The following is a 26128-nucleotide window of genomic DNA, read 5'->3' on the forward strand; positions in this document are numbered from 1 at the left end:
AGCTTATAACGACAAACAAATTTGGTATAAATGCAGTTAACCAAACTAGAAATAAAAGGATTTAAGAGTTTCGGAGATAAGATCACGATCAACTTCAATGACGGTGTCACCGCAATCGTTGGACCAAACGGATGCGGAAAATCCAATGTAGTGGATGCAATACGCTGGGTGCTTGGTGAACAAAGTACAAAGATGTTACGCTCTGACAAAATGGAGAATATCATTTTCAACGGAACCAAAAATAGAAAACCAGCGAATCTTGCCGAAGTATCCTTAACCTTCAACAACAACAATAATATCCTCCCAACGGAATTTTCTACCGTTACGGTAACACGTAAATTATTCCGAAACGGAGATAGCGAATATCGTCTGAACGATGTAAAGTGCCGTTTAAAAGATATCACAGATTTATTTTTGGATACTGGAGTAGGTGCGGATAGCTATTCCATCATTGAGTTGAAGATGATTGATGAGATCATCAATAATAAAGACAATTCGCGTCGGAATCTTTTTGAAGAAGCCTCTGGAATCTCAAAATATAAAGTACGTAAAAAACAGACGCTGGCCAAACTACGCGATACCGAAGCTGATCTCAGCCGCGTAGACGACCTTCTCTATGAGATCACAAAAAATCTCAAATCCTTAGAAAATCAGGCTAAAAAAGCGGAGAAATACACCCTGCTCAAACAGGAATACCGTCAAAGTAGCATTGATCTCGCATATTACAGAATCGCTGATTTTTCGACAGAACTTGACCGACTTCAAACACAGGAGTCCAAAGTCCAGAAAGATGCCTCAAATTCCCAGCAATTAATCCTGAAAGCAGAAACAGAATTGCAGTCATTGCGTCAGATAAACCTGGAACAGGAGAAAAATCTTTCCGTGCAGCAAAAGGCAACCCAGGAATTTGTCAACAAAATCCGTGGGTATGAATCGGAAAAGAAGATCAAAAATGAAAAGGTAAAAAATCTTCAGGATAAAGAAAACAGATTAAATCTGGATATCAATACGGACAAACAACAACTTAATCATGTCCTCTATACCATAAAAAGGTTGAACGAGGAGTTGTTTGATGAACAAAATAAACTGGATTCATTCAAAGACAATCTGGAATCCAATAAATCTGAGGTGGATGCCTTACGCGGTCAGCAACAATCTGCAAAAGGTAAACTGGATATCTTTAACAAAAGTAATGCTGAACTTCAGGCTAAGATTTATAAACTCGAAAAGGATCTTGCTGTTTTTAATATCCAAAAGGAGGCCCTTCTTCAGGAGGCTGTACGCAATAGTGTGGATACCGAAGCAAAAGAGACCGAATTGGTTCAATTTGATAGCGCTGTAGCGGAATTGGAAGGTCGTGTGGAGGCTCAGCAGTTGCAATATGATTCAGCCCATCAGCTTGAAGAAGAACTGCAGGCGCAAATTCTCGCATGTCAAACCAATCTGGAGGAATTTAAAGCACAGCTTGCGAAAGACCTCAGGTTAGTTGATGCTAAACAGAATGAATATAACCTAACAAAATCCCTTATTGACAACTTAGAAGGTTTCCCGGATTCTATTCGGTTTTTAAAGAAAAATGCAGGCTGGAAAAAACAACCGCCTCTTTTCTCCGATGTGCTATTCTGTCAGGAAGACTATCGCGTTGCAATTGAAAATTACCTGGAACCGATCATGAACCATTATGTTGTCGAAACACAACAGGATGCCGTTCAGGCCATTCAATTGCTAAGTGATGCCGCAAAAGGTCGTGCCAATTTCTTTGTTCTTGAAGCTATTGATACTGCTGTTACACAACCCCTTCCTCCCCGGGATAATCTCATGTGCGCATTGGATGTGATCACAGTAGACGATAAATATAAAGCACTTTGTACCCTACTCCTTCAACATGTCTATATTTTAAAGCAGGAAAGCGAAAAGGAAATGGAGCAAAAGCTTCCCGAAACCGGACAGGTTATCTTGCAAAAGAACGGTCGCTACGCCAAACATCATCTGGGGTTATCGGGCGGGTCCGTTGGATTATTCGAAGGAAAACGTATCGGTAGAGCAAAAAATCTGGAAGTTCTTTCGCAGGAGATTAAGACGCTCAATCAGGAGATTGCAAAACTTGAAGACAAAATAACTGCTGAAACAGCCCGTTTAGAGGCTCTGCGTGGCAATTCGCAAAAGGAACTTATTGATGAACTACGCTTTCAACTGAACAGACTCAACAACGAGCTGATTACGGTGAAAACCAAACAAGAGCAATACCAGGCTTTCATCAGTAATTCTCAGCTACGTAAAAAAGACATTCAGGAAAAAATTGCGACGATCGAGGCAGATCTTATTCTTGCCGAACCTCAGCTACATGAATTACGTATTCAAAAAGATCAGAGTGTAGCCGAACTATCGGAATTACAGGATCAATTTCATGAAATTTCAGAAATCTTGAATGAAAAATCCATTGCCTATAACCAGGAAAATATCAGTTATCATCAGCAATTAAATAAAGTCTCCAATATTAGCAAAGATCTTGAATTCAGAGAGACTCAAAAAGATGATTATGAAATTCGTATCGAACGAAACAGCCTTGAACTTGTAGAGGTACAGGAAGCACTACGGACGACCATTCCTTTTGAGGACGAAGAAGACGCGGATCTTATTGCGATGTATGAGCAAAAAATTGCATTGGAAGATGGCTTAAAGGAATTGGAAGAAAAATATTACGCAGACAAACAACAAATCAATAATCTTGAGGATTCTCTTACACAGCAACGCCGCTCAAAAGAACAGAGTGATTTTCTTGTCACTGAAATTAAAGACAAAAAAACAGCCTTACAAATTGATCTAAATGCGTTGAAAGAACGACTTTCTGTTGAGTTTAATATCGAATTGAAGGATCTTATTGAACGTGAGGATGTACCAGAAATTGCAGAGGACCAATCTACTTTGACCGCAAAATGTAGCAAACTCAAAAAGCAGCTTGATGAATTTGGAACAATCAATTTAATGGCTAAAGAAGCCTTTGATGAGATGAATGAACGTTATGATTTTATCAATAAGGAAAAAGCGGACCTGATCGAAGCAAAAGGTTCTTTAATGGCCACCATCAAAGAGATCGACGATACCGCTAAAGTGCAATTTATGTTTACCTTCAATGCAGTAAGGGATAATTTCATCAAGGTGTTCCGCTCTTTGTTTAATGAAGAGGATAGCTGTGACCTTGTCCTAACTGATCCGGGCAATCCGCTGGATTCGGATATTGATATCATTGCTCAGCCAAAGGGAAAACGTCCGTTGTCAATCAACCAGCTTTCAGGTGGGGAGAAAACCTTGACTTCTACGGCATTGTTATTTTCGCTGTATCTGTCAAAACCAGCACCTTTCTGTATTTTCGATGAAGTGGATGCACCTTTAGATGATACCAATATTGACAAATTCAATAACATCATCCGTGATTTCTCCAAAAACTCTCAGTTTATCGTTGTATCACACAACAAAAAAACCATTGCCAGTACAGATATTATCTATGGTGTGACTATGGTCGAACAAGGGGTCTCGCGTGTTGTTGCAGTAGATTTAAGGGAAGTAGCCTAAAATTAAATATTACACATAAAAAAAGTCCTGCGGTCAAAATCGCAGGACTTTTTTTATGTGCAGGGAATACTACTCCCTAAACAATGCTTTTATTGTACATAAATAAGCATTAGGATAAATAAATTTAATTTCTTAATTTCTAACCATTATCAAGAATTAAACAATGAAATTATTAGCAACACTATTGGTCTGTGCGGTCCTACAGTCATGCCATGTAAACAATCTTCGCAAAAAAGATCAACACGCATTATATATAAATACAATTGTTCCCGCCCGTACATTCTTAGAGATTTCAACGGAGGATAGCGGGACGTTTTCTGTAGACGCCATAAATAAATCCAGTGACAATATTGTATTGACGACCGAAACCAGTGAAGTTATGATGAAAAAAAACAACACCTATTCCCTGACTATCGGTGAGAAGAAAAACTTACGCATCAAGAATATATCCGGGCAGGAAATCGGTATAAAGCTAAAAGTGTATAATCACTCCTCCAAAGTGATTCAGCAGTTAAATAAGCTATAACACACCGCGACTCGGAAGCCAGAAGCTCGGATATTTTCCATGTCCGAGCTTCTGGCATTTATCAATCAAATAAAAAGCCCAGAGTGGGGAACTCTGAGCTTTCGTTAGCCATATATTAACCTATTTTATGAAAAGTATTTGATTTTAAAACGTCGCTTGTTTGAATTAATTATATGATTACTACCTCTTTAACATTTTTTAACATTTAATAACCTATGCTATATTCCCCTCCTTCTTCCATGAACTCTTATATCATTAGTGATCTAACATCTACTTTGGCTGTATTGATACAGTGATGACTAAAAACAAAAAAGCCCGAAGTTGAGAACTCCGGGCTAACCTAACCAATTATTAACCTAAATTTATGAAAAGTCCAATCTTAATCAAAGCATCCTTTTACATTGATTTTCTTTATAACGTATCCCTCTCGATCAATATTACATGTACCCCTCCGATTTATTTCAATTTTGACATTTTTTAACAATTCAATAAGTAACTTTAGGTGAATAAATCCTATAAAATCAACGATTATGGCAGAATATGATTTAAAAGAACTTCAGAAAATCCGTCAAAACAAAGATGTTCTTGACTATTTAGAGCAACACGGAATTTTGGAGATCAAAAAATTTAACGATATCTATGACTATGAAACAGAGCTTTATGATCTCCAGGTTACCTTACTCAAATTACAATACGATATTATCGAAAAAGGAAAGCGTGTAGTCATTCTCTTCGAAGGAAGGGATGCTGCCGGCAAAGGAGGAACGATTGGTCGGGTAACCGAATATCTAAATCCCAAAAAGGTACGTGTTGTCGCTTTGCCCAAACCTACAGTGGAAGAGAATGGGCAATGGTATTTTCAACGGTATATCAAGCATCTGCCCAATGCGGGCGAAATGGTTATTTTCGATCGTAGTTACTATAATCGCGCGGTCGTAGAACCTGTATTTGATTTTTGCACAAAGGAACAGCATGAATTATTCATGCAGCAGGTACCGGAATTTGAAAAGCAATTGATTGATGACGGGATTATCCTCATCAAAATTTTTCTGAGTATCAGTAAAGAAGAGCAGGCTGAACGATTGAAGGAGCGACAGGAAGACATTCTAAAACGCTGGAAAATTGGCGTGCTGGATCAACAGGCGCAGGAAAAATGGGATGTTTATACCGGATATATCGAGAATCTTTTTAAAAAGACCGGTACTAAAAAATCACCATGGTATGAAATCGATAAAGACAATAAAAAGAAAGCGCGCTTAGCCGCTTTTCGGATAATTATCAATGCAATTGCTGGAAACGAAATGGAGAAATTGGATTCTTTTGTGAACAAACACGATTAATCTCTCAATCATAAAAATGCCCCCGAAAAGAAGAGGTCTTTTGGGGGCATCATATACTATCCCTTGTCAGACTTTTAAACAAGTATGGAAGTTTCTAACCTTGGGCCAGCCATCTGTACCGATGCCGGCATAGAATGATCGAACTTTTCAAAATTCTCGATAAACAATTTTGCCAAGCGTTTAGCTTGTATATCGTATGCTTCTTCATTGTTCCATAATCCTCGTGCGTTTAGAATCTGCTCCGGAACATATTCACCACAGCTTGTTGGATAATCTAATCCAAAAATCTCATGTTTACTAAAGTGAGCCTCCAATAGAGAGCCATCCATCGCAGCACGGATTAGCGCTCTTGTATAATTCAGCTTTATACGTCGACCGATTCCATAGGGACCAGCTATCCAACCTGTATTTACCAACCATACTTTGATATTGGGATTTTGCTCCAGCTTGGCTCTGAGTAGGGCAGCATACTTCGCTGGATGCAAAGGCAAGAATGCTTGACCAAAACATGTCGAGAAGGCTGCCGTAGGCTCCTTTACCCCGACTTCGGTACCAGCTACTTTTGCTGTATAACCACTCACAAAATGATAAACAGCCTGATCTATGGTCAACAAGGAGATCGGCGGCAATACACCAAAAGCATCCGCAGTCAGAAAGAAAATATTTTCAGGTACATTGCCTATTCCTGTCATCTCCGCGTTTTCCATAAAATCTATTGGGTAGGAAACCCTCGTATTCTCTGTTTTACTGATATCGTCGTAATCTGGCCGATCAAACTCGTCCAGAACAACATTTTCGAGCAATGAGCCGAAACGAATGGCATGGTAGATCTCGGGTTCTTTTTCCTCCGTAAGTCCCACACATTTTGCATAGCAACCACCTTCAAAGTTAAAAATCCCCTTTTCGCTCCATCCATGTTCATCATCACCGATCAGCTTTCGATTTTTATCTGCCGATAGTGTTGTTTTGCCCGTTCCTGAAAGCCCAAAAAATAAGGCCGTTTTGCCGTCTTTGGAGGTATTGGCCGAACAGTGCATAGATAATACATCGTGTTCGAATGGTAAAATAAAATTCAAGATTGAAAAAATACTTTTCTTGATTTCACCTGTATATCCCGTCCCCGCAATCAGTACCATTTTTTTTGTAAAATCAATGGCTACAAAATTTTCGTTACGAATACCGTAATGTTGTGGATCCTGGATCAACAATGTCGGTGCGGCTAGTATGGACCATTGCGGTTGAGCATCACCATCAGCTACCGATCTCAAAAATAGGTTATTGGCAAAAATACTCTGATAAGCGGTTTCTGTGATCACACGAATAGACAATTGATACGCCGGGTCTGCCCCTGCCGCACAGTCCCGAACATAAATTGTTCTGTTACTCAGGTGCGCAGCAACCTTTGAAAATAATGCATCAAAATTGGCCGGAGTCATCGGTTGATTGATTTCACCCCACCATACAGCATCTTTGGTTAGGGAATCCTCAACCAAAAAGCGGTCTTTGGGGGATCTTCCAGTAAATTTTCCTGTATCAGCGGCTAATGCTCCGGTATCAGACAGTCTTCCTTCCTGATTCGCTAATGCATGTTCAACCAACTCTGAAACAGGTAATTGATAAAATACATTTCCTGTATGATCAATTTTCAAATATTTCAAATCAGGCGCGTTTCCAATGTTACCCTTTTTCATATTTTTTGTTTGTTTTAAAATGTGCCCAAAGTTAAAGGCAAATTTCGCTAAAAACAAAACTTAATTATCTAAAAATCAGGCTTATTGTATAAAAAACACAGAATCAAAAATCTAATTATCAGCCACTTATAGAGATAAAATAAATTGAAATTTTTAGCATATTTTTTTAGCACCATATCCGCTTGTACAGTCGATATATTTTATATTTTTCGTAAATTGTTCCAAGCTTTACAAATATTAATAAGATGAAATTACATGCGATAGAAACAGGTTTTTTTAAATTGGATGGTGGCGCTATGTTTGGCGTGGTTCCCAAGAGTATCTGGAACAAAACAAATCCTGCTGATTCCAACAATATGTGCACATGGGGTAATCGCTTGCTTCTTATTGAAGAAGGGAAGAGATTAATGTTGGTGGATACAGGACTTGGCGATAAGCAAAATGAAAAATTTTTCAGTCATTATTATTTACACGGTGATGCTACACTCGATAAATCGCTTAAAAATGCTGGTTTTGACCGAAACGATATTACAGATGTCATCCTAACACATTTACACTTTGACCACTGTGGAGGAGCTATTGTCCGTGAAGGAGAAAAATTATCTCCTGCTTTTAAAAATGCAGATTTTTGGAGTAATAGTGAGCATTGGACCTGGGCGACAGCTCCAAATCCGAGAGAGAAAGCATCATTTCTAAAAGAGAATATTCTGCCCATTCAAGAAAGTGGTCGATTGAAATTCGTTGAGGATAGCGCGGATCCCTTTGGCAAGGAAATTAAAATCCGTTATGCGAATGGTCATACCGAAGCAATGATGCTGCCACAGATACAATACAAAGGAAAAACGATACTCTATATGGCGGATCTACTGCCCTCTGTTGGTCATATTCCCATTCCTTATGTGATGAGCTATGATGTGAGACCCTTAGTCACGATGGAAGAACGTGTTAATTATTGGAATGAAATCGTCGAAAATGAATACATCCTCTTTTTTGAGCATGACCCGATTAACGAATGCTGTACTTTACAACATACAGAAAAAGGAATTCGGGTAAAAGATATATTTAAATTAACCGATATTTAGGCAACATCGATGGAGTAAACTCCCCTGCGCCTACAGCTGGCAACAACATAAGAGAGGGGCTATCACAAATAGCCCCTCCCTTATGTTGTTATAGATTGGAATCCTTAAAATCTAAAACCAAGGGCCCAATAGTTTTCAAAAAACCAGATTTGTTGTGTGGCTTTGTCAACCCCTCTTCTACCCGTTGTACGGATATTATATAAATCTGTCCAGCCTGTTTTGAAGTTTCCTTGCAGGTAAAGTCCTTTATAAAAACGATAGTGTAAACCGACTTTTGCAGAAGCGCCATATCCGGCAATATTCCAGAAGTGATTCCCCCCTTCACCAAAAAGATGTACATCAGAACGTGGTACTAAAAGCCCGACGTCTATGCCTGATTCCATGGTTAGTACCTGTTGACCTTTGCGATTGTTGATGATATCGTCGTATCGTTCCAAACCTACCGAAGCAAAATTGTAGCCATCCGTGTGCTCAAAAGTTAACATCGCAGAATCCACGGTAATCATTTCACCATTGTATTGTCCCGCGCGATTTCCAGTTGGTATACCTGGATTCGAAATCTCGTCACCGATATAACCTGTGATTTTCACCTGTTGTGGAATATCCATCACATATTTCATGTGATCCCAGCCCAAAGAGATGGAATAATTATCTTTGATATAATATCCGAAATGTAGATTAAACTGAGGAATAGTCAAACGGCCTGGATCGAAATAGGTCGAACCAAATTTTGTCGGACGATCAGCCGCTTTTACATCATGGAGGATAAAATCATAGTTTGGACCTGTAAAATGTATATCAGATTTCGCGTAAGATGAAAAGTTATACCCCCAAAAGAAGAAAAATTTCCCTTTGTTACTTTCTGTCCTTAAATTCTTGGGTTTAAAAATGCTTTTTCCTATTTCTGGATTTTCCTGTGCAAATAAACTCGAAACACCTAATGCAAGTGCTCCAATCGTCAAAAATATTTTTCTCATATCGGCGCTAAAAACGTTGGGCAAAAGTACCTTCATTCTATTTTAGAACCAAATAAATTGCATGGAAATTAGTAAAATATGACGAAGATCACAGAAAAGTTTTTAAGTTGGGACTATGCAAAAAACGCTGCTTTCGGATGAAAGCAGCGTTATAAGCTAAATTTTATAGAATCAATTTATTTTCCCTGATTCTTACGGATGATATTCAAAGCACCACCTGCTTTGAACCATTCAATCTGTTGCGCATTGTAAGTATGATTTGCCAAGATCTCTTCCTGTGTTCCATCCGCATGATGCAAGACAAGAGTCAAAGGCTTACCAGGAGCAAACTCTGTCAGGCCAAGGATATCAATGGTATCGTTTTCCTGAATTTTGTTATAGTCGTCCTTGTTCGCAAAGGTTAAGCCCAACATCCCTTGTTTTTTCAGGTTTGTTTCGTGGATACGGGCAAAAGATTTAACCAATACCGCACGAACTCCCAAATGACGAGGTTCCATTGCCGCATGCTCACGGGAAGATCCTTCACCATAGTTCTCATCCCCGACAACAATTGAGCCGATACCATGTGCTTTGTAATCCCGTTGCGTTGCCGGAACAGGACCGTATTCACCTGTCAATTGATTCTTCACGTTATCGGTTTTCTCATTAAAGAAATTAACCGCACCGATCAGCATATTATTGGAGATATTATCCAGGTGGCCACGGTATTTCAACCAAGGGCCAGCCATAGAAATATGGTCTGTCGTACATTTACCTTTTGCCTTGATCAATAGTTTCAAACCTTTTAGGTCTGTACCCTCCCAAGGAGCGAAAGGTTCCAGTAATTGAAGACGATCTGATGTTGGAGCTACATCAACAACTACAGCACTACCGTCTACCGCGGGAGCTTGATATCCCGGATCGTCCACCGCAAATCCTTTTGTTGGTAATTCATCCCCTACCGGTGGATCCAGCTTCACTTGCTCTCCTTTATTGTTCGTTAGCGTATCCGTAACCGGATTAAAACCCAAATCACCAGAAATTGCAATTGCCGCAACCAGTTCCGGCGAAGCAACAAATGCATAAGTATTTGGATTACCATCCGCACGTTTTGCAAAGTTACGGTTGAACGAGTGGACAATCGTGTTTTTCTCTTGTTTATCTGCGCCAACGCGATCCCACATACCAATACATGGGCCACAAGCATTGGTGAAGATCGTTGCATTAAGATCTTCGAATGTTTTTAACAAACCATCACGATCTGCTGTAAAACGAACCTGCTCAGAACCAGGATTAATACCAAATTCAGCTTTGGTGATCAGCCCTTTATCAACAGCTTGTTTTGCAATGGATGCCGCACGCGACAAATCTTCATACGAAGAGTTTGTACAAGATCCGATCAGTCCCCACTCTACTTTCAAAGGCCAACCATTCTTGGTTGCCTCTTCGCGCATACGTGAAACCGGCGTATATAGATCTGGCGTAAATGGCCCGTTCAGCGAAGGCTCCAATTCCGAAAGATTAATTTCGATCAATTGATCGAAATATTGCTCCGGATTAGCATAGACTTCAGCATCAGCTGTCAAGTGCTGTTTAATGGCATTTGCGGCATCCGCAACCTCAGCACGACCTGTCGCACGAAGGTAACGCTCCATCGACGCGTCATAACCAAATGTTGAGGTAGTCGCGCCTATTTCAGCCCCCATATTACAGATTGTTCCTTTTCCTGTACAAGATAGAGACTCCGCACCTTCGCCAAAATATTCAACGATTGCGCCGGTTCCACCCTTTACCGTCAAGATTCCTGCAACTTTTAAGATAACATCTTTTGCTGCGGCCCAACCGCTCAATTTACCAGTCAATTTAACACCGATTAATTTCGGGAATTTTAATTCCCAAGGTAAACCAGCCATCACATCACAGGCATCCGCACCACCTACACCGATAGCAACCATACCCAAACCACCAGCATTCACCGTATGTGAATCAGTACCGATCATCATACCGCCGGGGAAAGCATAGTTCTCCAATACAACCTGGTGGATAATACCTGCACCTGGTTTCCAGAAACCGATACCATATTTATTTGAAACAGAGCTCAAGAAGTTAAATACTTCCGAACTTTCGTTTTTAGCGCGGGCTAAATCTTTATCTGCTCCTTCTTTCGCCTGGATCAGGTGATCACAGTGAACAGTAGAAGGAACCGCTACCTTTGGACGTCCTGCCTGCATAAATTGCAATAAAGCCATTTGCGCAGTTGCATCTTGCATCGCTACACGGTCAGGAGCAAAGTCAACGTAAGAAACGCCACGTTTGTACTCTTCTGTCGCATTGCCATCCCAAAGGTGGGCATATAAAATTTTCTCAGATAAAGTCAAAGGTTTATTCACCACCTGACGGGCCGCTGCAATGCGTTCGTCATAACGGCTATACACCTTTTTAATCATATCTACATCAAAAGCCATATCTCTCTTATTTATGTTATTTAATTAAGTTACTGAAACCCTGGTAGCTTTTATTTTGTCGGAATAGGCGCAAATTTAGTTAAGTTAATGCCCTCGACAGCAGCTTTATATTCTTCTATATTAGGGATACGACCTAAAATAGCGGAAAGTACGACAACAGGTGTAGATGCCAATAAAGATTCACCCTTTTTACCATCTCTATCCTCTACGACACGGCCCTGGAACAAACGTGTAGAAGTAGCCATTACTGTATCACCCTTCGCAGCTTTCTCTTGGTTACCCATACACAGGTTACAACCAGGACGTTCTAGGTACATGATATTTTCATATTCTGTACGTGCAGTGCTTTTTGGCAATGCATCACTGAATTCAAATCCCGAATATTTTTGCAAGAATTCCCAGTCGCCCTCAGCTTTCAACTCATCAATAATATTATACGTTGGAGCTGCAACAACCAATGGCGCCTCAAAAGTAACAACACCTTTTTGCTGCTCGATATTCCGCAACATTTTTGAAACGATTTTTAAATCGTCCTTATGCACCATACATGAACCCACGAAACCTAAATCTACCTTTTTGTTTCCACCGTAATAAGAAAGATCACGGATGGTGTCGTGTGTATAACGTTTAGAAACGTCGGCGTTATTTACATCTGGATCCGCAATCATTGGTTCTTCGATCAGATCCAAGTCAACGACAACCTCAGCATAGTATTTCGCATTGTTATCTGGCGTCAATGCAGGTTTAGTGCCAGATCTGATTTCTTCAATACGCTTGTTCGCTTTATCGATCAAACCTTGTAAAACCTTGTTTTTATTTTCCATCCCCTTATCAATCATGATTTGGATACGGTTTTTAGCGATTTCTAACGATTCGATTAAGGTCTCGTCTTGAGAAATACAGATTGACGCTTTTGCTTTCATCTCTGCAGTCCAGTCCGTAAAAGTAAAAGCCTGATCGGCAAGCAATGTACCAATATGAACCTCAATGATTCTACCTTGGAAAACGTTTTCTCCAGCGAATTGCTGCAACATCTGCGCTTGGGTAGCATGTACAACATCACGGAAATCCATGTGTTCCTTCATGCTGCCTTTAAAAGTAACTTTTACAGATTCAGGAATTGGCATCGAAGCCTCACCTGTAGCCAATGCCAATGCAACAGTACCCGAGTCAGCGCCAAAAGCCACACCTTTAGACATACGTGTATGCGAGTCACCACCAATAATGATTGCCCATTCGTCAATCGTAATATCGTTTAATACTTTATGGATAACATCGGTCATGGAGTGATAAACGCCTTTTGGATCGCGAGCAGTAATCAAACCAAAATCGTTCATAAATTTCATCAATTTCGGAATGTTCGCTTGTGCTTTCTTATCCCAAACAGATGCTGTATGACAACCTGATTGGTAGGCACCATCAACTGTCGGTGAGATTACTGTCGCAGCCATAGCTTCCAACTCCTGTGCAGTCATTAAACCTGTCGTATCTTGAGAACCGACAATATTTACTTTGACACGAACGTCAGAACCGGCATGCAATACTTTGCCAGGTGTTACACCTACTGCATTTTTGTTGAAGATTTTTTCTACAGCAGTTAAACCCTGACCTTCAATCGTGATTTCTTTCGAAGGCGCAAATACAGTCGGTGCCTGGATACCTAATGTTTGTGCTGCGAAAGTTTGGATTTTTTTACCAAATACGATAGCATAAGAACCACCTGCTTTGATAAATTCCATTTTCTGTGGAGTCAAAGCCTTTGAAATATCAATTAGCTCCTGCGCTCCATTATATAATTTCTTTGTTTTTGTATTGATGGTCAAAACAGTACCTGTAGCGACAGAATAAACTTCCTCCAAAACAGGCTCGTCTTTTTCATTGCGAACAACGTTTCCATTTTCATCTACCTTCTTCACCCAGTTTTTAAGATCGATACCGATACCACCGGTAACATCTACTGTCGTCAAGAAAATTGGTGAGATACCGTTCGTACCACCTACAATCGGAGCAATGTTTACAAAAGGAACATAAGGACTTGCCTGTTTACCTGTCCATAAAGCCACATTGTTCACCCCTGACATCCGTGAAGACCCCACTCCCATTGTACCTCGCTCAGCGATCAACATCACGCTTTTACCAGGGTGTTGTGCCTGTAATTCTTTGATTTGTTGCTGTGCTTCTGGCGTGATCATACATTTACCATGCAATTCACGGTCAGAACGTGAATGCGCCTGATTACCCGGAGATAATAAATCCGTAGAGATGTCACCTACACCGGCGATAAAAGTAACCACCTGAATTTCTTCCGCTACTTCAGGAAGTTTCGTAAAGAATTCAGCTTTCGCATAGCTTTCCAAAATATCTTTTGCAACAGCGTTTCCTTGCTCAAAGGCTTCCTTCAAACGAGCTGTATCTGCATCATATAAGAAAACCTGAGTTTTAAGTACCTCTGCAGCTTGATTGGCGATTGCAAGGTCAGTACCTAGCGCTAAGTCCAATAGCACCTTGATCGAAGGTCCACCCTTCATATGAGACAATAGCTCAAAAGCAAAAGCAGGAGTAATCTCAGCAACAACTGATTCACCCAAAATAATTTCCTTTAAGAACTGCGCCTTAACACCAGCCGCGGGTGTTGTTCCGGGCAAAGTATTATAAATAAACAATCTTAAAGATTCCGCTCTATTTTCATTGTTTAAATCTTTAATCTGAGCGATTACTTCACTTAGTAATTCTGCTCCGTCAATAGGCTTAGGATGTAATCCCTGGCCTTCTCGCTCTACAACCTCTTGTACGTAATCGTTGTAAATACTCATAGATATCAATCTTTCTATTTTAAGGATAGTTCAGAAGATATATTTTTTACCTTCTTCCACTACCGTGTCTGTAATATAATTAAGCTAATAAAATAACTCCTATAGACCCGCTACAATACATTATAAATTAGCCCGTTCAGTTCGTGTATTCAAGTCGATTTTTTTACCGTAAATCAACTATTATGACTAAATACAAAAATAGTGAAAATCCAACTTTAAACGCATGCATTCCATTTATTTAAATCAATTTGGAATTGTTCTAAACAGCACTTAAGCCATCCGCTCGTTTTTTCCTGAATTTGTTTTTCTTCCCGTTATCTGCCATAAAAAAAGAGGTGATTTATTTTACTAAATCACCTCTGCATATCTCTATATTTTTGCTATAGCAATATCTATATCTTTTAATGTTTTTACAGTCTCCAACGGATCTGCAGCATTGAACACAAAAGAACCTGCAACCAGCACATCAGCACCTGCTTTCAAGAGGTGTGCAGCATTTGCTGTGGTAACTCCACCGTCGATTTCGATCAACAAGCCATCATTGACACCCTGAGCCATTGCACGGAGTTCCTGTACTTTTGCATAGGTATTCGGGATAAACTTTTGCCCACCGAATCCTGGATTGACAGACATCAGACACACAAGGTCCAGATCAGCCAAAACATCTTTCAAAAGAGCAACTGGTGTATGTGGGTTCAACGCCACCCCCGCTTTACAGCCCAATTCTTTTATCGCCGCCAATGTACGGTGCAAGTGTGTGCAAGCCTCATAGTGTACGGTAATTATTTCCGCTCCCGAATCTTTACACACCTGCAAATAGCGGTCAGGATCAACAATCATCAAGTGTACATCCAATGGTTTTGTAGCATGTTTCGCAATAGCCTGCATAACCGGAAACCCAAATGAAATATTCGGCACAAAAACGCCGTCCATAATATCGATATGAAACCAATCAGCCTCACTATTGTTTACCATGATGATATCATCGTATAATTTCGCGAAGTCTGCAGCAAGAACGGATGGTGCAATGAGATGTGATTTTGTTGACATGTTGTGTTTTTTTTGCAAAGATAACAAGTATTTTCCGTTCAGCACAACATTCTCCGCATTTAACATGATTCAAATAGCAGCTAGCAGAACCCACAAAAAATAAATTATAACTACATTTGTATATTAACTTTATATAATAAAACATCGTTCGCAGTGGGAAGATTAAAAATAAAATATAAAAGAGAATTAAACACGACGGAAAATCTCATCCGAAAAATTGGACTTATATTGATCACTATCGTGCTGATCTGTATCTTTCTTCCCAAACAACCGCGATTCCGCTATGAATTTCAAAAGGGTAAGGTCTGGAACCATGAAAATCTTATTTCGCCCTACAATTTTGCGATCCTGAAGACGCAGGAAGAGCTCAATGCAGATAAAAAGGGAATTTTGAATACCATCCAGCCTATTTATAACGCCAATACGACAACAAGTAAGGAGCAGATTGATCAGTTCAACACCGACTTGTCCGAAAAATGGCAAAGCAGCAAGCTGGATACAACACATGAAAATATAAACGATTATCGTAGTGCCGGAAATGCCATATTAAACCACCTCTATGGAAAAGGGATCCTCTCATTGAATAATCGGTTTCAAAACCGCAACAACGAGAAATCACCAGCTTCAAAGCATTACAATTTTACGTTAATCCAAGATAAAGTCGCCACACAGAAAAACACGGCTGACTGTTATACGATCGAAAGCTCTTACGAATACATGGATAATTTAATGCCCAAATTGACCAAAATCAAACAGAAGAGCTGGCTACAGGAAACATTAAAAAACTATATCACCATTAATTACATTTATAATGACCAGCAGACCGAAGCGCTGGAACAAAATGCCATCGCCAATATATCTGCTACCCGAGGTGTTGTCCAAAAAGGTGAACTGATTGCTGAAAAAGAAAAGATTATATCCAATGAGACCTATCAAAAACTTGAGTCGCTACGCAAAGTATATGAGGACGAGGGTAAAATCAGCGGAAATCAAAACTATGTCACGCTTGGACAGTTTCTGATTATTTCACTCGCCCTTTCCATCCTTATGGTATTTCTCTTTCTGTTTCGTAAGGATATCTATTTTAACAATCGACTATTAATGATCATCATGATTGTGATCATAGGGATGCTTGCTGTACTATCCTGGGCCATCAAGATCAAAATTCCAAATCTATACTATATTCCTTTTTGTGCGGTTCCTATTATCATTCGCATCTTATTTGATACGCGGGTCGCCCTAAATATCCACCTGTTAATGGTTCTCCTAGCGGGACTATTTGTACCAAACAGTTTTGAGTTTGTCTTTTTGCAATTTATGGCAGGCATTGTTGCGATCTATAGCATCAAAACACTGGTAAAACGTGAACAACTGTTTGTCTCTTCGGCGATTATTCTGGCAACATATTGGATTGCCTACATCGGCTTGGTCATCACAAGAAATGGCTCCATTGACACCATTTATTGGTCAGACCTACTACCCTTTCTAGTTAGTGTGCTGATTACTTTGCTGGCCTATCCGATGATCTACGCTTTCGAAAAACTTTTTGGAATAGTATCTGATCTAACCCTGATGGAACTCACCAATAGTAACTCCAAATTACTGCGGGAACTTTCTTTTAAAGCACCTGGCACATTTCAGCACTCCTTACAGGTCGCCAATCTGGCTGAGGCAGCAATTTATAAAATTGGCGGTAATCCCCTATTGGTCCGTGCAGGAGCATTATACCACGATATCGGTAAATTGACAAATCCACAATTTTTTATTGAAAACCAAAAAACCGAAAAAAACCCGCATGATGAACTTTCTCCGGAGCAAAGTGCGCAGATTATTATCTCACACGTTATTAAAGGTGTAGATGTCGCTAAGAAACATCAGCTTCCGGAGGTTATCCTTGACTTTATCCGAACACACCATGGTACCACAAGGGTGGACTACTTTTACAATTTATTTGTTAAAAACAACCCGGACAAACTCGTGGATGAATCTTTATTCACTTACCCCGGACCGATTCCTTTCTCTAAGGAAACAGCTGTCCTAATGATGGCCGATTCTGTAGAAGCGGCGTCCAGAGCTTTAAAAGAACCCTCAGAAGAATCCATCAATAACCTGGTAGATAAAATAATTGAACACAAATTGATGCGCGGACAGTTCAATAATAGTAATATCACATTAAAAGATATCACCGAATCCGCCGTTATTTTCAAGGCTATGCTCAAAAGTATCTACCATGTTCGGGTGGATTATGATTTGAGTAAAAAAACAATGTAATTTTAATTGCCAAACAACAAATTGAAATTCAAATGCTTATTGTAACGTTACGTTTTTTTTGCATTTTTTTTGATATTTAGGCTTTGCAGATTCAAATAATTGCCTTATGTTTGCAATGTCAAAACACGGAAGGGTGCCTGAGTGGCCGAAAGGAACAGTTTGCTAAACTGTCGTACTGGAAACGGTACCGCGGGTTCGAATCCCGCCTCTTCCGCAGACAAAAGCGCTTTCAGAGGATTCAGAAAGCGCTTTTTTTGTTTCTGGTGGGAAAACAGCACCAAAAACAGCACCTAGTTTAAAATCCGGTAGAAAGCGGTTCATGAGGACAAGACAGTTCAAGAACGCGCGGATCGTCAGGGCAGCAAACGGGGACTGGAGAGTGGTCTATGAATACCAGATCCCCGGCCAGGCGGGAAAATTCAGAAAATTTTATGTCAGGGACGGTATCAACTACATCCATGACCCTGAGGAAAAGGAACTGGCCGCGCAGCAGCTCAGGGACGACATAGATTATGCTCTGGCTTTCGGATTCAACCCTTTCCTGCCCCAGGAGATCCTTTGCCGACAGATCAGTGAGCAGGAAAGCATTTTAAGCCTCGAGAACGAACGCAAAAAGCAAAAACCCTGGTCTATCCCCGAAGCCGCAGAGAAATTCCTGGAATACGGCCGAAAATGCGGACTGAGCGAAAACACCACCCGGACATATGTATCATTCCTGAACAACCTGAAAAAATATGTGGAATCCATGGATGATCCCCATATCCCCTGCTCGGCACTTACCGATGGACATATCCAGGATTTTCTGGACTATTATTTTTTCGAAGAAGAATGGACTCCCAGGACGTATAACAATCACGCGAAATTCATGAGCCAGTTCTTCACAAGAGTCTCCAAGCTTGAAAAGAAACAAAATAGGTCCATAAGATACGAAATCGACCTGTCCGACCTGATCATCAAGAAAGACAGGGCAGAAAAAAATAAATATTATTCGCCAATTGTAGCCGAAAAAGTAAAATCTGAGCTTCAAAAAGATCCCGAGATTTATAATTATTCGAAATGGATTTTTTATTCCTGCATGCGGCCAAAGGAAATCCGTCATCTAAAGGTACAGGACATTGACCTGTTATCACGTCAGATCAAGGTTCCGGGGCCAAATGGAAAAACAGGTGACCGGCTTGTCCCTATCTGTGACGAACTTCACGAACTTATCCTGGAAATGGAAATTGATAAAGCCAACCTGAATCACTTTATCTTTGGGAAAGGCCAGACAATTTCACCTGAGCAGGTATATGAAGATTATTTTAGAAGAAGGTACCAAAAGATTAAAGAACACCTTGAATTAGACCATAATTATACCTTATACTCATGGAAACATACGCGTGTGGTTTCATTGATTACGGCAGGATTTGATGACAACCAGATAATGACGCTAACAGGTCACAGAGACAGGTCAGCCTTCGAAGCCTACAAAAGGGATCTGATTATAGACAATACAATTATGAAGAAAAAAACAATTGACTTTTAGCCTCAAATTGTTTTGGTCAATTTATAAATTCGTCGTTGGAATCGGAATCATCTGCCCCAGTGATTAAAGTAAAAGGTTATTAGAACTAAGATTCCATGAAAGAAAATAATATTGAAAAAAGTATGCTAAGGTACTGGCCAGCATACTTTTTTCAATATTATTTTGAGCAGGATTTGAAGAATCTATTGGAGACATCAGTTTAGATTTTTACTCCAATTAGGCTTCAGCCTGAAGTTGTTGTTGCCTCACTCGCTTTAGCAGCTATTTTATTTAATAAAATTAAAATATAATAAATGTAAACTAACTGATTCCTCCTGACCTTTTAAACAAAGCTAATTCGGACGTTTAAACAAATTCTAATCACTGAATGTCTCCTAAATTTGTCTTAACAAAAAACAAATAAAAAATGAAAGTAAACAATTATCGAGGAGCATTACAGAAACCGATTGACTCTGGCTTCATGGCAGCGTCAACTTCAACAGAGGTGATAGAAGGAATTAATTTGCATGGCAAAATCGCAATTGTAACAGGAGAGGAATTATTCATAGATGGAGGTCTTACAACACGATGAAACATCTTAAAAAAAAAGAAAAAAGCAGCAGAATTTTAATCTACTGCTTTCCCGCAACCCATAATAAATATCCTTTGATGGAAAAATAGCTATTGGATTTCAGCTTACTATCCCAATTATTTTCCTCATCACAAATATTACTTAGACCGATTGTCACTGCCTCTATACTTTACAAAACCCATCGGAAATTTGCTATTTCTTAGCTTTTTACAAGAATATTACTAGTAAAAATTTTTCTTTAACAAACTACATTTAAAATCTGAAAACTTTCTATAAAACACAATAATTAAAATTGTATATTAATTATATAATATAAACCCAAAAACTGATCCGTTAAGAGCCTTCGTTCAGTTATTGAATTGAAAAAATAAATCTACTATGCGAATACTGTATCCTGTTGCCCTTTTCATTTTAGTGCATATGTTATTCTTTGGTTGTAAACAAAATCCGGCTTCATTGCTGTTGGATAAGGCAAGCCGATTGGCCGATGAAAAACCTGCAGAGGCTTTGCAATTCATCGACTCAATCTCTGATCCGGAAAACAGTTTAAACAATGATCAATACATGCGTTACCTAGTAACACATACCCAGATATACCATAAAAATTATCTTTCTATTGAGGATGATACCCTCATTTTTAAAGCAATCGAATATTTTCGGAATAAAACGACTAAACATGCAACTTTAGCCAACTTTTATGGAGGTACTGTTTTAAGAAGTCAAAAGAAATATGATTTAGCAATGGGATACTATAAAAACGCAGAATCATACGCAAAAAAAACGTCAGACGCTGAAACCTTGGGACTCATTACGTTTAACATGGGTGATTTACTTTCAGAGCAAGGCCAATACGATAAGGCAATTGTTAAATACCAGAAGGCCGCTAATTACTATAAAGAAAAACCAGCTAAAAACGCTATTTCCTATAGTTCAATAGGTCGGATGTATTTGTTCAAAGGCAATTCCGACAGTGCATTTCATTATTTCAATAAGGGAATCAAAATAGCGACAGACATCAGTAACAAAGCCCTGCTACGACAACTTTCAGAAAGCCTTGCCGTTACCTACGAACAAACTAAAAATTTCAAACAGGCAAAAAAATACCTACATTTTTCATTTTCATTAAACAATGACAGTACAAAACTCCCCAGGTATTATTTAAACTTCGCCATATTGTATGATAAAATGTCTTTAAAGGATTCGGTCGAATATTATGCAAAGAGACTAAAAAATGAATTAATCACTGTAAAGGATAATTATTTGCACGCAAGTATACTGAGCTTTTTAATCAATTTCGAAAAAGCCAATCATAATATTTATGCAGCATTCGACTATCAATCTGATCGTATGCAGACCCTTACCCTCATCATGAAGGAAAGAGAACAACAGTCGGTATACAAAATAGAAAAACAATACAACTATGAACAGGCACAAAAACGATACTATAAATCTATTTCCGTAAGACAGCGCTGGCTCATCATATTAATGGGGATCGTTATTGCGGGAATTACTTCATTCTTTTTCTACTGGCAAAAACAGAAAAATAACCAACTTGCTATACAGGGTAAAATGCAAACATTGAATGAAATGAATAATGATCTTGAATCACGAGTTCAGCAACACCAAGTAGATCTCAGAAGGGAGCTTCTATGGAGGTTTGATGTAACAAAAAAAATTTTAAAATTGAATGATGAGATAGCAAAAAAAGGCCGAAGTTCAACAGAAAGCGGCTTAATGTTAAATCAGTTTAATACCATTGTTTATGGTCAAAGTTCGCTCGACGAACAATGGGAAGTACTCCACCAAGCATTCAAACAGTCCAGGCCAACTTACTCAGAGAAAATCAGAAAAAATTATCCTCAAATATCGGAAACCGAATTCCGTATCGCCATCCTCACTTATGCTGATTTTAGTGTCAAAGAAATTGCACTTATATTAAAACAGAGTCCCCATACCATACAGACCCGACGAACTACACTACGAAAAAAACTCGGCATTGATAACTGGGGTGATATTGCCGAATTTATAGATAGAATGCGAGCCTAACCCCTTATAAGTGCGGCAATAGAAAGTGTGAAAATTGTATTTAGAGCCATTTTCACACCTAGCATGCATCATCAAAAACCTATACAGACAAAGTCATTAATGCTTGATAAACAACTAATTAAAAAACAAGCCTTAGAATAATCAATATGCAATCAGAATAAACCTATATTCATAATTGCCAAGAAAATCGTGCGAATAAATTTGCCACTTAAAGTTTAACCAAAATCCTTTTAAGATGACAAAATTCGCCCTTTTAATCACACTTTGTGCAGGATCGTTATTAACTTCTGCTAGTGAAAATCACCAGCTTTTTTCCAATTCAACAAAGGTTTTAAATCTTCAATCCGATGAGATAGATCTGAGGGGAAGAATAGAACCCGGTGAAATACGCAGGGAGGTGAAAGCAATTTCTGCCTATATGGAAGATTCCTATATTAAAGCCCAATTTCATTTTGATATGGGGTCCGTGCAGATCACCATCGCAAACGATTTAGGCATAATTCTATATACTTCCACTATTTCTAATTTTATTGGCGAGACGCTAATCCCAGTTTCCAATTTACCAGCTGGAAATTATTCAATATCATTCACGGCATCAAATGGAACAATGACAGGTGAATTTATGCTGTAAATAATCCTTTCTAACCACAGATCGATAAGTGATCTGTGGTTAGACTATCATTAACACATCGTTGGGATGGAAATCATAAATCTTATCTTTTCAGACTATGCTGCGATCGGTTCAACATGTATTTAACAGCCCCAACGTCATTACGGATATAACAGGACAATTGCCAAACTCTTGTACAATAAAACTCCCCTATGCAAAAGCTGAGAAGATTGTCTTTCGTGAGGGCACCATGTACAACCAATACTTTAGCTATTTCCTCTTTCTACTGGAGTTAACTACGATCGAACTACATACAGATTTAGAAGCCGGCTTTATCAATCAGAAAAAAAGACTTTTTCTATTCATGATGTTGCAGGGAAAAATGTCTTTTTTTACAGAAGATGGCTTTCCTATTATAACAGCGGAGGAAAATACCTGCTATGCAACCTATAATCGAAAAGGAAAATTCTGTTATCATCTCCCCAAAGGTACTCATCAATTTTTCTACATCATACCAAGAACTGCCTGGCTAGAACGGCAAGATCTTAATTATCCAAGCATAGGGCAATTTTTGAACAGTATGAATAATGACCATAAACTCTATGGTCATCTCTCTCCTTTTGCCATAGATGTAAAAATGCATGATCTCCTTTCTCAATTGTTTAGCTTGAAAGAAACAACAGACTATACCCAGCTTGAAATTGGTCTTCTAAAAAATATAAAAGCGATTATTAACCGCTATCAGTTAATGTTGGATAAGAAATACAGTAGTCTAGTTTTTAATGTTCAAGAATATATCAATAAGAATTATGGAGATCTTCAACTGAATAACAAAACCTTGGCTGATCATTTTTTTATTACCGTAAAAACATTGATCAGGACATTTAAACAAGAGTTTGATAAAACTCCATATAATTATATAGTTCAGGTGCGAATGGAACAAGCAAAAGCTTTGATCGGTACTAACAAAATCGCAATCACCGAAGTTTTTCCACTTGTCGGCTATTCGGATTTCCACAGTTTTAGAAAGCAATTCAAAAGATATTTCGGAGTTTCTCCGTCTAGCTTTAAATAGTCCAAATTTGAAATGCTTTTCTATTATTTCTCCCAAAGTGGGACAAAATTCCCCTTTAACAATTGATTACCAATAAAATTCTCCGTCATTTAGTGCATTTTGTCCTACCTGCCCCGCATTAAATGCTGCGAACTTTGACAATATACAAAGAGAGACTTCAAACATAGTTAAGATTTAGTCTGCATACCAAGGTACGGGCCATTTCTCGATGGTAAAGTTTCGACAGGAAAGCAAAGCTTAATGCTATCTATATCCGTTGGTATGCTTAACCAGGTCGAGATCGGATGTCGGGACATGGGCGTAGGTACGACGAAAAAGTACATGATGTGACAGAGAAGGGCTAAAAGTCCTCTCTAAGTAAAAAGAAATGAATGTATACAATGGTAACGAAAATGAAACGCATAGCAAGATCCAACAGGACTACATCCTTCCGACTTACGGGAGGAATGCGAACCAGTTTTCGTAGGATGCGGCACTTGATCGTGTTTCTCTTTGCACCATCAAATCTATTTTATGCTGTTGCCCGCATTCGAAAATACATTTATCGCAAAATGCGGTATGCCCGCAAATTTGCTTTGTTCACGCGTTAATGGGCCTATTGATTTCTAGGAAGCCGATAGGCCGTGAAATAGAAAACCTCGATTGTATGCCTGCGAGGTAAAACCGGCATACAGAAAATAATAATTTTTAAATCTAAAGTAATTCGTTATGAAAACGTTAAAATCAAAAATGATCGCTGGCGTAACTGCCTTAGTTTTATTGTCCGGAGTATTCTTCATGGTGAAAGCTATGGAAAAGGATTCAACTGACAAAGCTCCAGTAGCTATAAAGGCAAGTACCTGGCATTTTACAGGAACCAGCCAAAGTCAAATTTATAATGCAAGCTTCTGGCAAAGCGGTCCTTCGTCTGATCCAAATTGTTCAAATGACGCTGAGATTCTTCCTTGCTCGTTTACTGTAACTGACGCTACAATTGCCAATCCTTCACAATTGGTGAGTTATTTAAACACGAAATATCCAAGCGATCCAGATGCAGTCGCTGATAATGCTGATTCCCGTAAACCAGAAATGTAAGCAGGCGGTTCTATTTCATTAGACAATTAACCGAAATTTTAAGGCATCGGTAATGTTCCGATGCCTTAAATATATTTGCTACCTTGGATTCTGCTGCATACCGGATAATTCAATAATATCTTCAGGGATGGGTAGCGCATAGCGCAGATCGTTTGGATATAGCATAAATTCTTTCCCACTTAATACCCGCTTTAATGTAATATTTCTTCCTTCTCTATTTAACCTCTTTAGATCAATCCATCTTAAACCTCTAAAAAGCAACTGCTTTCGACGTTCTTTCAGGATAATTTCCAATGCTTCTTTTTCACTATTTGCAGTAACCGGTGAAAATTTTCCGGTTTTCCATCGGGTAACCAATAACCTGTTTAATACCTGTATTCCCTCAGTCCACTCACCACCCCGAGTTAGACATTCGGCTTTTGTTAGAAACATTTCGTCTGTGGCCAGCCCCGAAAATAAGCTTGCGCTACCCGTATACCGCCCTTTGAATCCATGCGATCCATCAGCATTCCTGACGAAAAATAATGTTTTACGAAGATCATTGTCATCATATTGATTATATAGTTCTTCGACAACTTTTGCCCTGCTCAAATTCAATATCTGCCCGACAGGCATACCAGCATCTGAGATTACCTCCTTGTTTAAACTTACAAAGGGATAGGTAGCGGTGCCGCCACTTAAAGCATTATAATCAATCAACGTATCAAACAATTGCAGACATGAATCCGCATAAACGCCCGCCTGCAAATAGTTTCCCATCGCAAGATACACTCTAGAGAGGCAAGCGTAAGCTGCCGGTTTAGAAGGACGAACAGGACTGACCGGAACTACCGGTAGCAAAGGCACCGCCTGCATCAGATCTGAAATAATTTGATTATATGTTTGTTCTTGAGTCGATCTTACAGAAGGCTCGTTAAAATTCGTATTCTGCTTTAAGGGCAGCCCTAGTTCCTTGGCAGCGACCTCGGCATCATAGCTCTGGCACCAGATTACACCAGCGGCAAAAACATTTTTGGCCCTGAAAAAAAGAGCCTGCCCTTTAATGTTGTTATATTCCATGGAATTCTTGACCGCAAGATCAAGTTTTTCCAATCCCTCCAGCACAGTGTTACTATAATAAACAGCAGTAGAAAAAGTCTGCCACTCGGTGGATCTGGTTTGGAACAGATAGTCTTTTTCCCAAACATGCGCCCGCCTATTAGCTTCTGAGGATAAGGATGTCCAATCCGCTTGCGTAAGGTAATAATCATCAGAACTTATCTCTCCCGTGTTAGGTTCGGACGCTAATGCACCTTTATTGTCCAAAAGTGCCTGAAAATCTTTGAGTGTCGAAGGAACGGCTAAACTTTTATCGGGTTTTTCAGACAAAAATTTATTACATGCAGCAAGGCACATCACGAGACCTAAAAAAAATAGATATGCTAAGCTTTTACTGAGTTTTTTAATTGGTTTCATAATCA

General features: G+C 39.2%; 16 protein-coding genes and 1 tRNA gene. 11 read left to right on the top strand and 6 right to left on the bottom strand.

Features of this window, described 5'->3' with window-relative positions; translation table 11 throughout:
* The first annotated feature begins 30 nt into the window (after nucleotides 1–30).
* The 3 genes from smc to ppk2 all read left to right on the top strand — a co-directional run bounded on the left by smc (nucleotide 31) and on the right by ppk2 (nucleotide 5439).
* Nucleotides 31–3573 carry a chromosome segregation protein SMC gene (gene smc, locus BWD42_RS06730; RefSeq protein ID WP_077434356.1) on the top strand — a complete coding sequence of 1181 codons (3543 nt, stop codon included), beginning with the start codon at nucleotides 31–33 and terminating at the stop codon, nucleotides 3571–3573.
* A gap of 163 nt (nucleotides 3574–3736) precedes the next feature.
* Nucleotides 3737–4099, top strand: coding sequence for a hypothetical protein (locus tag BWD42_RS06735; protein WP_077434358.1), 363 nt, complete (start codon nucleotides 3737–3739; stop codon nucleotides 4097–4099).
* A gap of 530 nt (nucleotides 4100–4629) precedes the next feature.
* Complete coding sequence (ppk2, locus tag BWD42_RS06740; RefSeq protein WP_077434360.1) at nucleotides 4630–5439, top strand: polyphosphate kinase 2; 810 nt, start codon at nucleotides 4630–4632, stop codon at nucleotides 5437–5439.
* A gap of 74 nt (nucleotides 5440–5513) precedes the next feature.
* Here the strand turns inward: ppk2 and pckA are convergent, their stop codons facing one another.
* On the bottom strand, nucleotides 5514–7130 hold the full coding sequence (gene pckA, locus BWD42_RS06745; RefSeq protein ID WP_077435863.1) for a phosphoenolpyruvate carboxykinase (ATP): 1617 nt from the start codon (nucleotides 7128–7130) through the stop codon (nucleotides 5514–5516).
* Nucleotides 7131–7375: 245 nt separating this feature from the next.
* On the opposite strand from pckA, the gene BWD42_RS06750 reads away from it, so the two are divergent.
* On the top strand, nucleotides 7376–8212 hold the full coding sequence (locus BWD42_RS06750) for an MBL fold metallo-hydrolase (RefSeq protein WP_077434362.1): 837 nt from the start codon (nucleotides 7376–7378) through the stop codon (nucleotides 8210–8212).
* Between the two features lie 104 nt (nucleotides 8213–8316).
* On the opposite strand, the gene BWD42_RS06755 is transcribed toward BWD42_RS06750, so the two are convergent.
* From BWD42_RS06755 to rpe, 4 genes are all read right to left on the bottom strand, one after another.
* Nucleotides 8317–9189 carry a hypothetical protein gene (locus BWD42_RS06755; RefSeq protein ID WP_077435865.1) on the bottom strand — a complete coding sequence of 291 codons (873 nt, stop codon included), beginning with the start codon at nucleotides 9187–9189 and terminating at the stop codon, nucleotides 8317–8319.
* 176 nt (nucleotides 9190–9365) lie between these two features.
* Nucleotides 9366–11633: an aconitate hydratase gene (locus BWD42_RS06760; protein WP_077434364.1), complete on the bottom strand. Its 2268-nt coding sequence runs from the start codon at nucleotides 11631–11633 to the stop codon at nucleotides 9366–9368.
* Between the two features lie 50 nt (nucleotides 11634–11683).
* Nucleotides 11684–14446 (bottom strand): bifunctional aconitate hydratase 2/2-methylisocitrate dehydratase, encoded by a 2763-nt coding sequence (locus BWD42_RS06765; protein WP_077434366.1) that lies wholly within the window; start codon nucleotides 14444–14446, stop codon nucleotides 11684–11686.
* Between the two features lie 369 nt (nucleotides 14447–14815).
* Complete coding sequence (rpe, locus tag BWD42_RS06770) at nucleotides 14816–15496, bottom strand: ribulose-phosphate 3-epimerase (protein WP_077435867.1); 681 nt, start codon at nucleotides 15494–15496, stop codon at nucleotides 14816–14818.
* Nucleotides 15497–15649: 153 nt separating this feature from the next.
* On the opposite strand from rpe, the gene BWD42_RS06775 reads away from it, so the two are divergent.
* From BWD42_RS06775 to BWD42_RS06805, 7 genes are all read left to right on the top strand, one after another.
* The gene (locus BWD42_RS06775) at nucleotides 15650–17767 is read left to right on the top strand and encodes an HD family phosphohydrolase (protein WP_077434368.1); all 2118 of its coding nucleotides are present in this window, start codon (nucleotides 15650–15652) and stop codon (nucleotides 17765–17767) included.
* A gap of 127 nt (nucleotides 17768–17894) precedes the next feature.
* A tRNA-Ser gene (locus BWD42_RS06780) sits at nucleotides 17895–17981 on the top strand.
* 105 nt (nucleotides 17982–18086) lie between these two features.
* Nucleotides 18087–19292, top strand: coding sequence for a tyrosine-type recombinase/integrase (locus tag BWD42_RS06785; protein WP_077434370.1), 1206 nt, complete (start codon nucleotides 18087–18089; stop codon nucleotides 19290–19292).
* 949 nt (nucleotides 19293–20241) lie between these two features.
* Nucleotides 20242–21909: a tetratricopeptide repeat protein gene (locus tag BWD42_RS06790; RefSeq protein WP_077434372.1), complete on the top strand. Its 1668-nt coding sequence runs from the start codon at nucleotides 20242–20244 to the stop codon at nucleotides 21907–21909.
* 235 nt (nucleotides 21910–22144) lie between these two features.
* Nucleotides 22145–22540: a DUF3244 domain-containing protein gene (locus tag BWD42_RS06795; protein WP_077434374.1), complete on the top strand. Its 396-nt coding sequence runs from the start codon at nucleotides 22145–22147 to the stop codon at nucleotides 22538–22540.
* A 97-nt stretch (nucleotides 22541–22637) separates the two neighbouring features.
* Nucleotides 22638–23594 carry a helix-turn-helix domain-containing protein gene (locus tag BWD42_RS06800; RefSeq protein ID WP_077434376.1) on the top strand — a complete coding sequence of 319 codons (957 nt, stop codon included), beginning with the start codon at nucleotides 22638–22640 and terminating at the stop codon, nucleotides 23592–23594.
* Between the two features lie 708 nt (nucleotides 23595–24302).
* Nucleotides 24303–24668, top strand: a complete 366-nt coding sequence (locus tag BWD42_RS06805; RefSeq protein ID WP_139351037.1) for a hypothetical protein — start codon at nucleotides 24303–24305, stop codon at nucleotides 24666–24668.
* Between the two features lie 78 nt (nucleotides 24669–24746).
* Here the strand turns inward: BWD42_RS06805 and BWD42_RS06810 are convergent, their stop codons facing one another.
* Complete coding sequence (locus BWD42_RS06810) at nucleotides 24747–26123, bottom strand: RagB/SusD family nutrient uptake outer membrane protein (protein ID WP_077434380.1); 1377 nt, start codon at nucleotides 26121–26123, stop codon at nucleotides 24747–24749.
* Nucleotides 26124–26128 lie beyond the last annotated feature (5 nt).

The sequence above is a fragment of the Sphingobacterium sp. CZ-UAM genome (assembly GCF_002000245.1).
GTDB lineage: Bacteria > Bacteroidota > Bacteroidia > Sphingobacteriales > Sphingobacteriaceae > Sphingobacterium.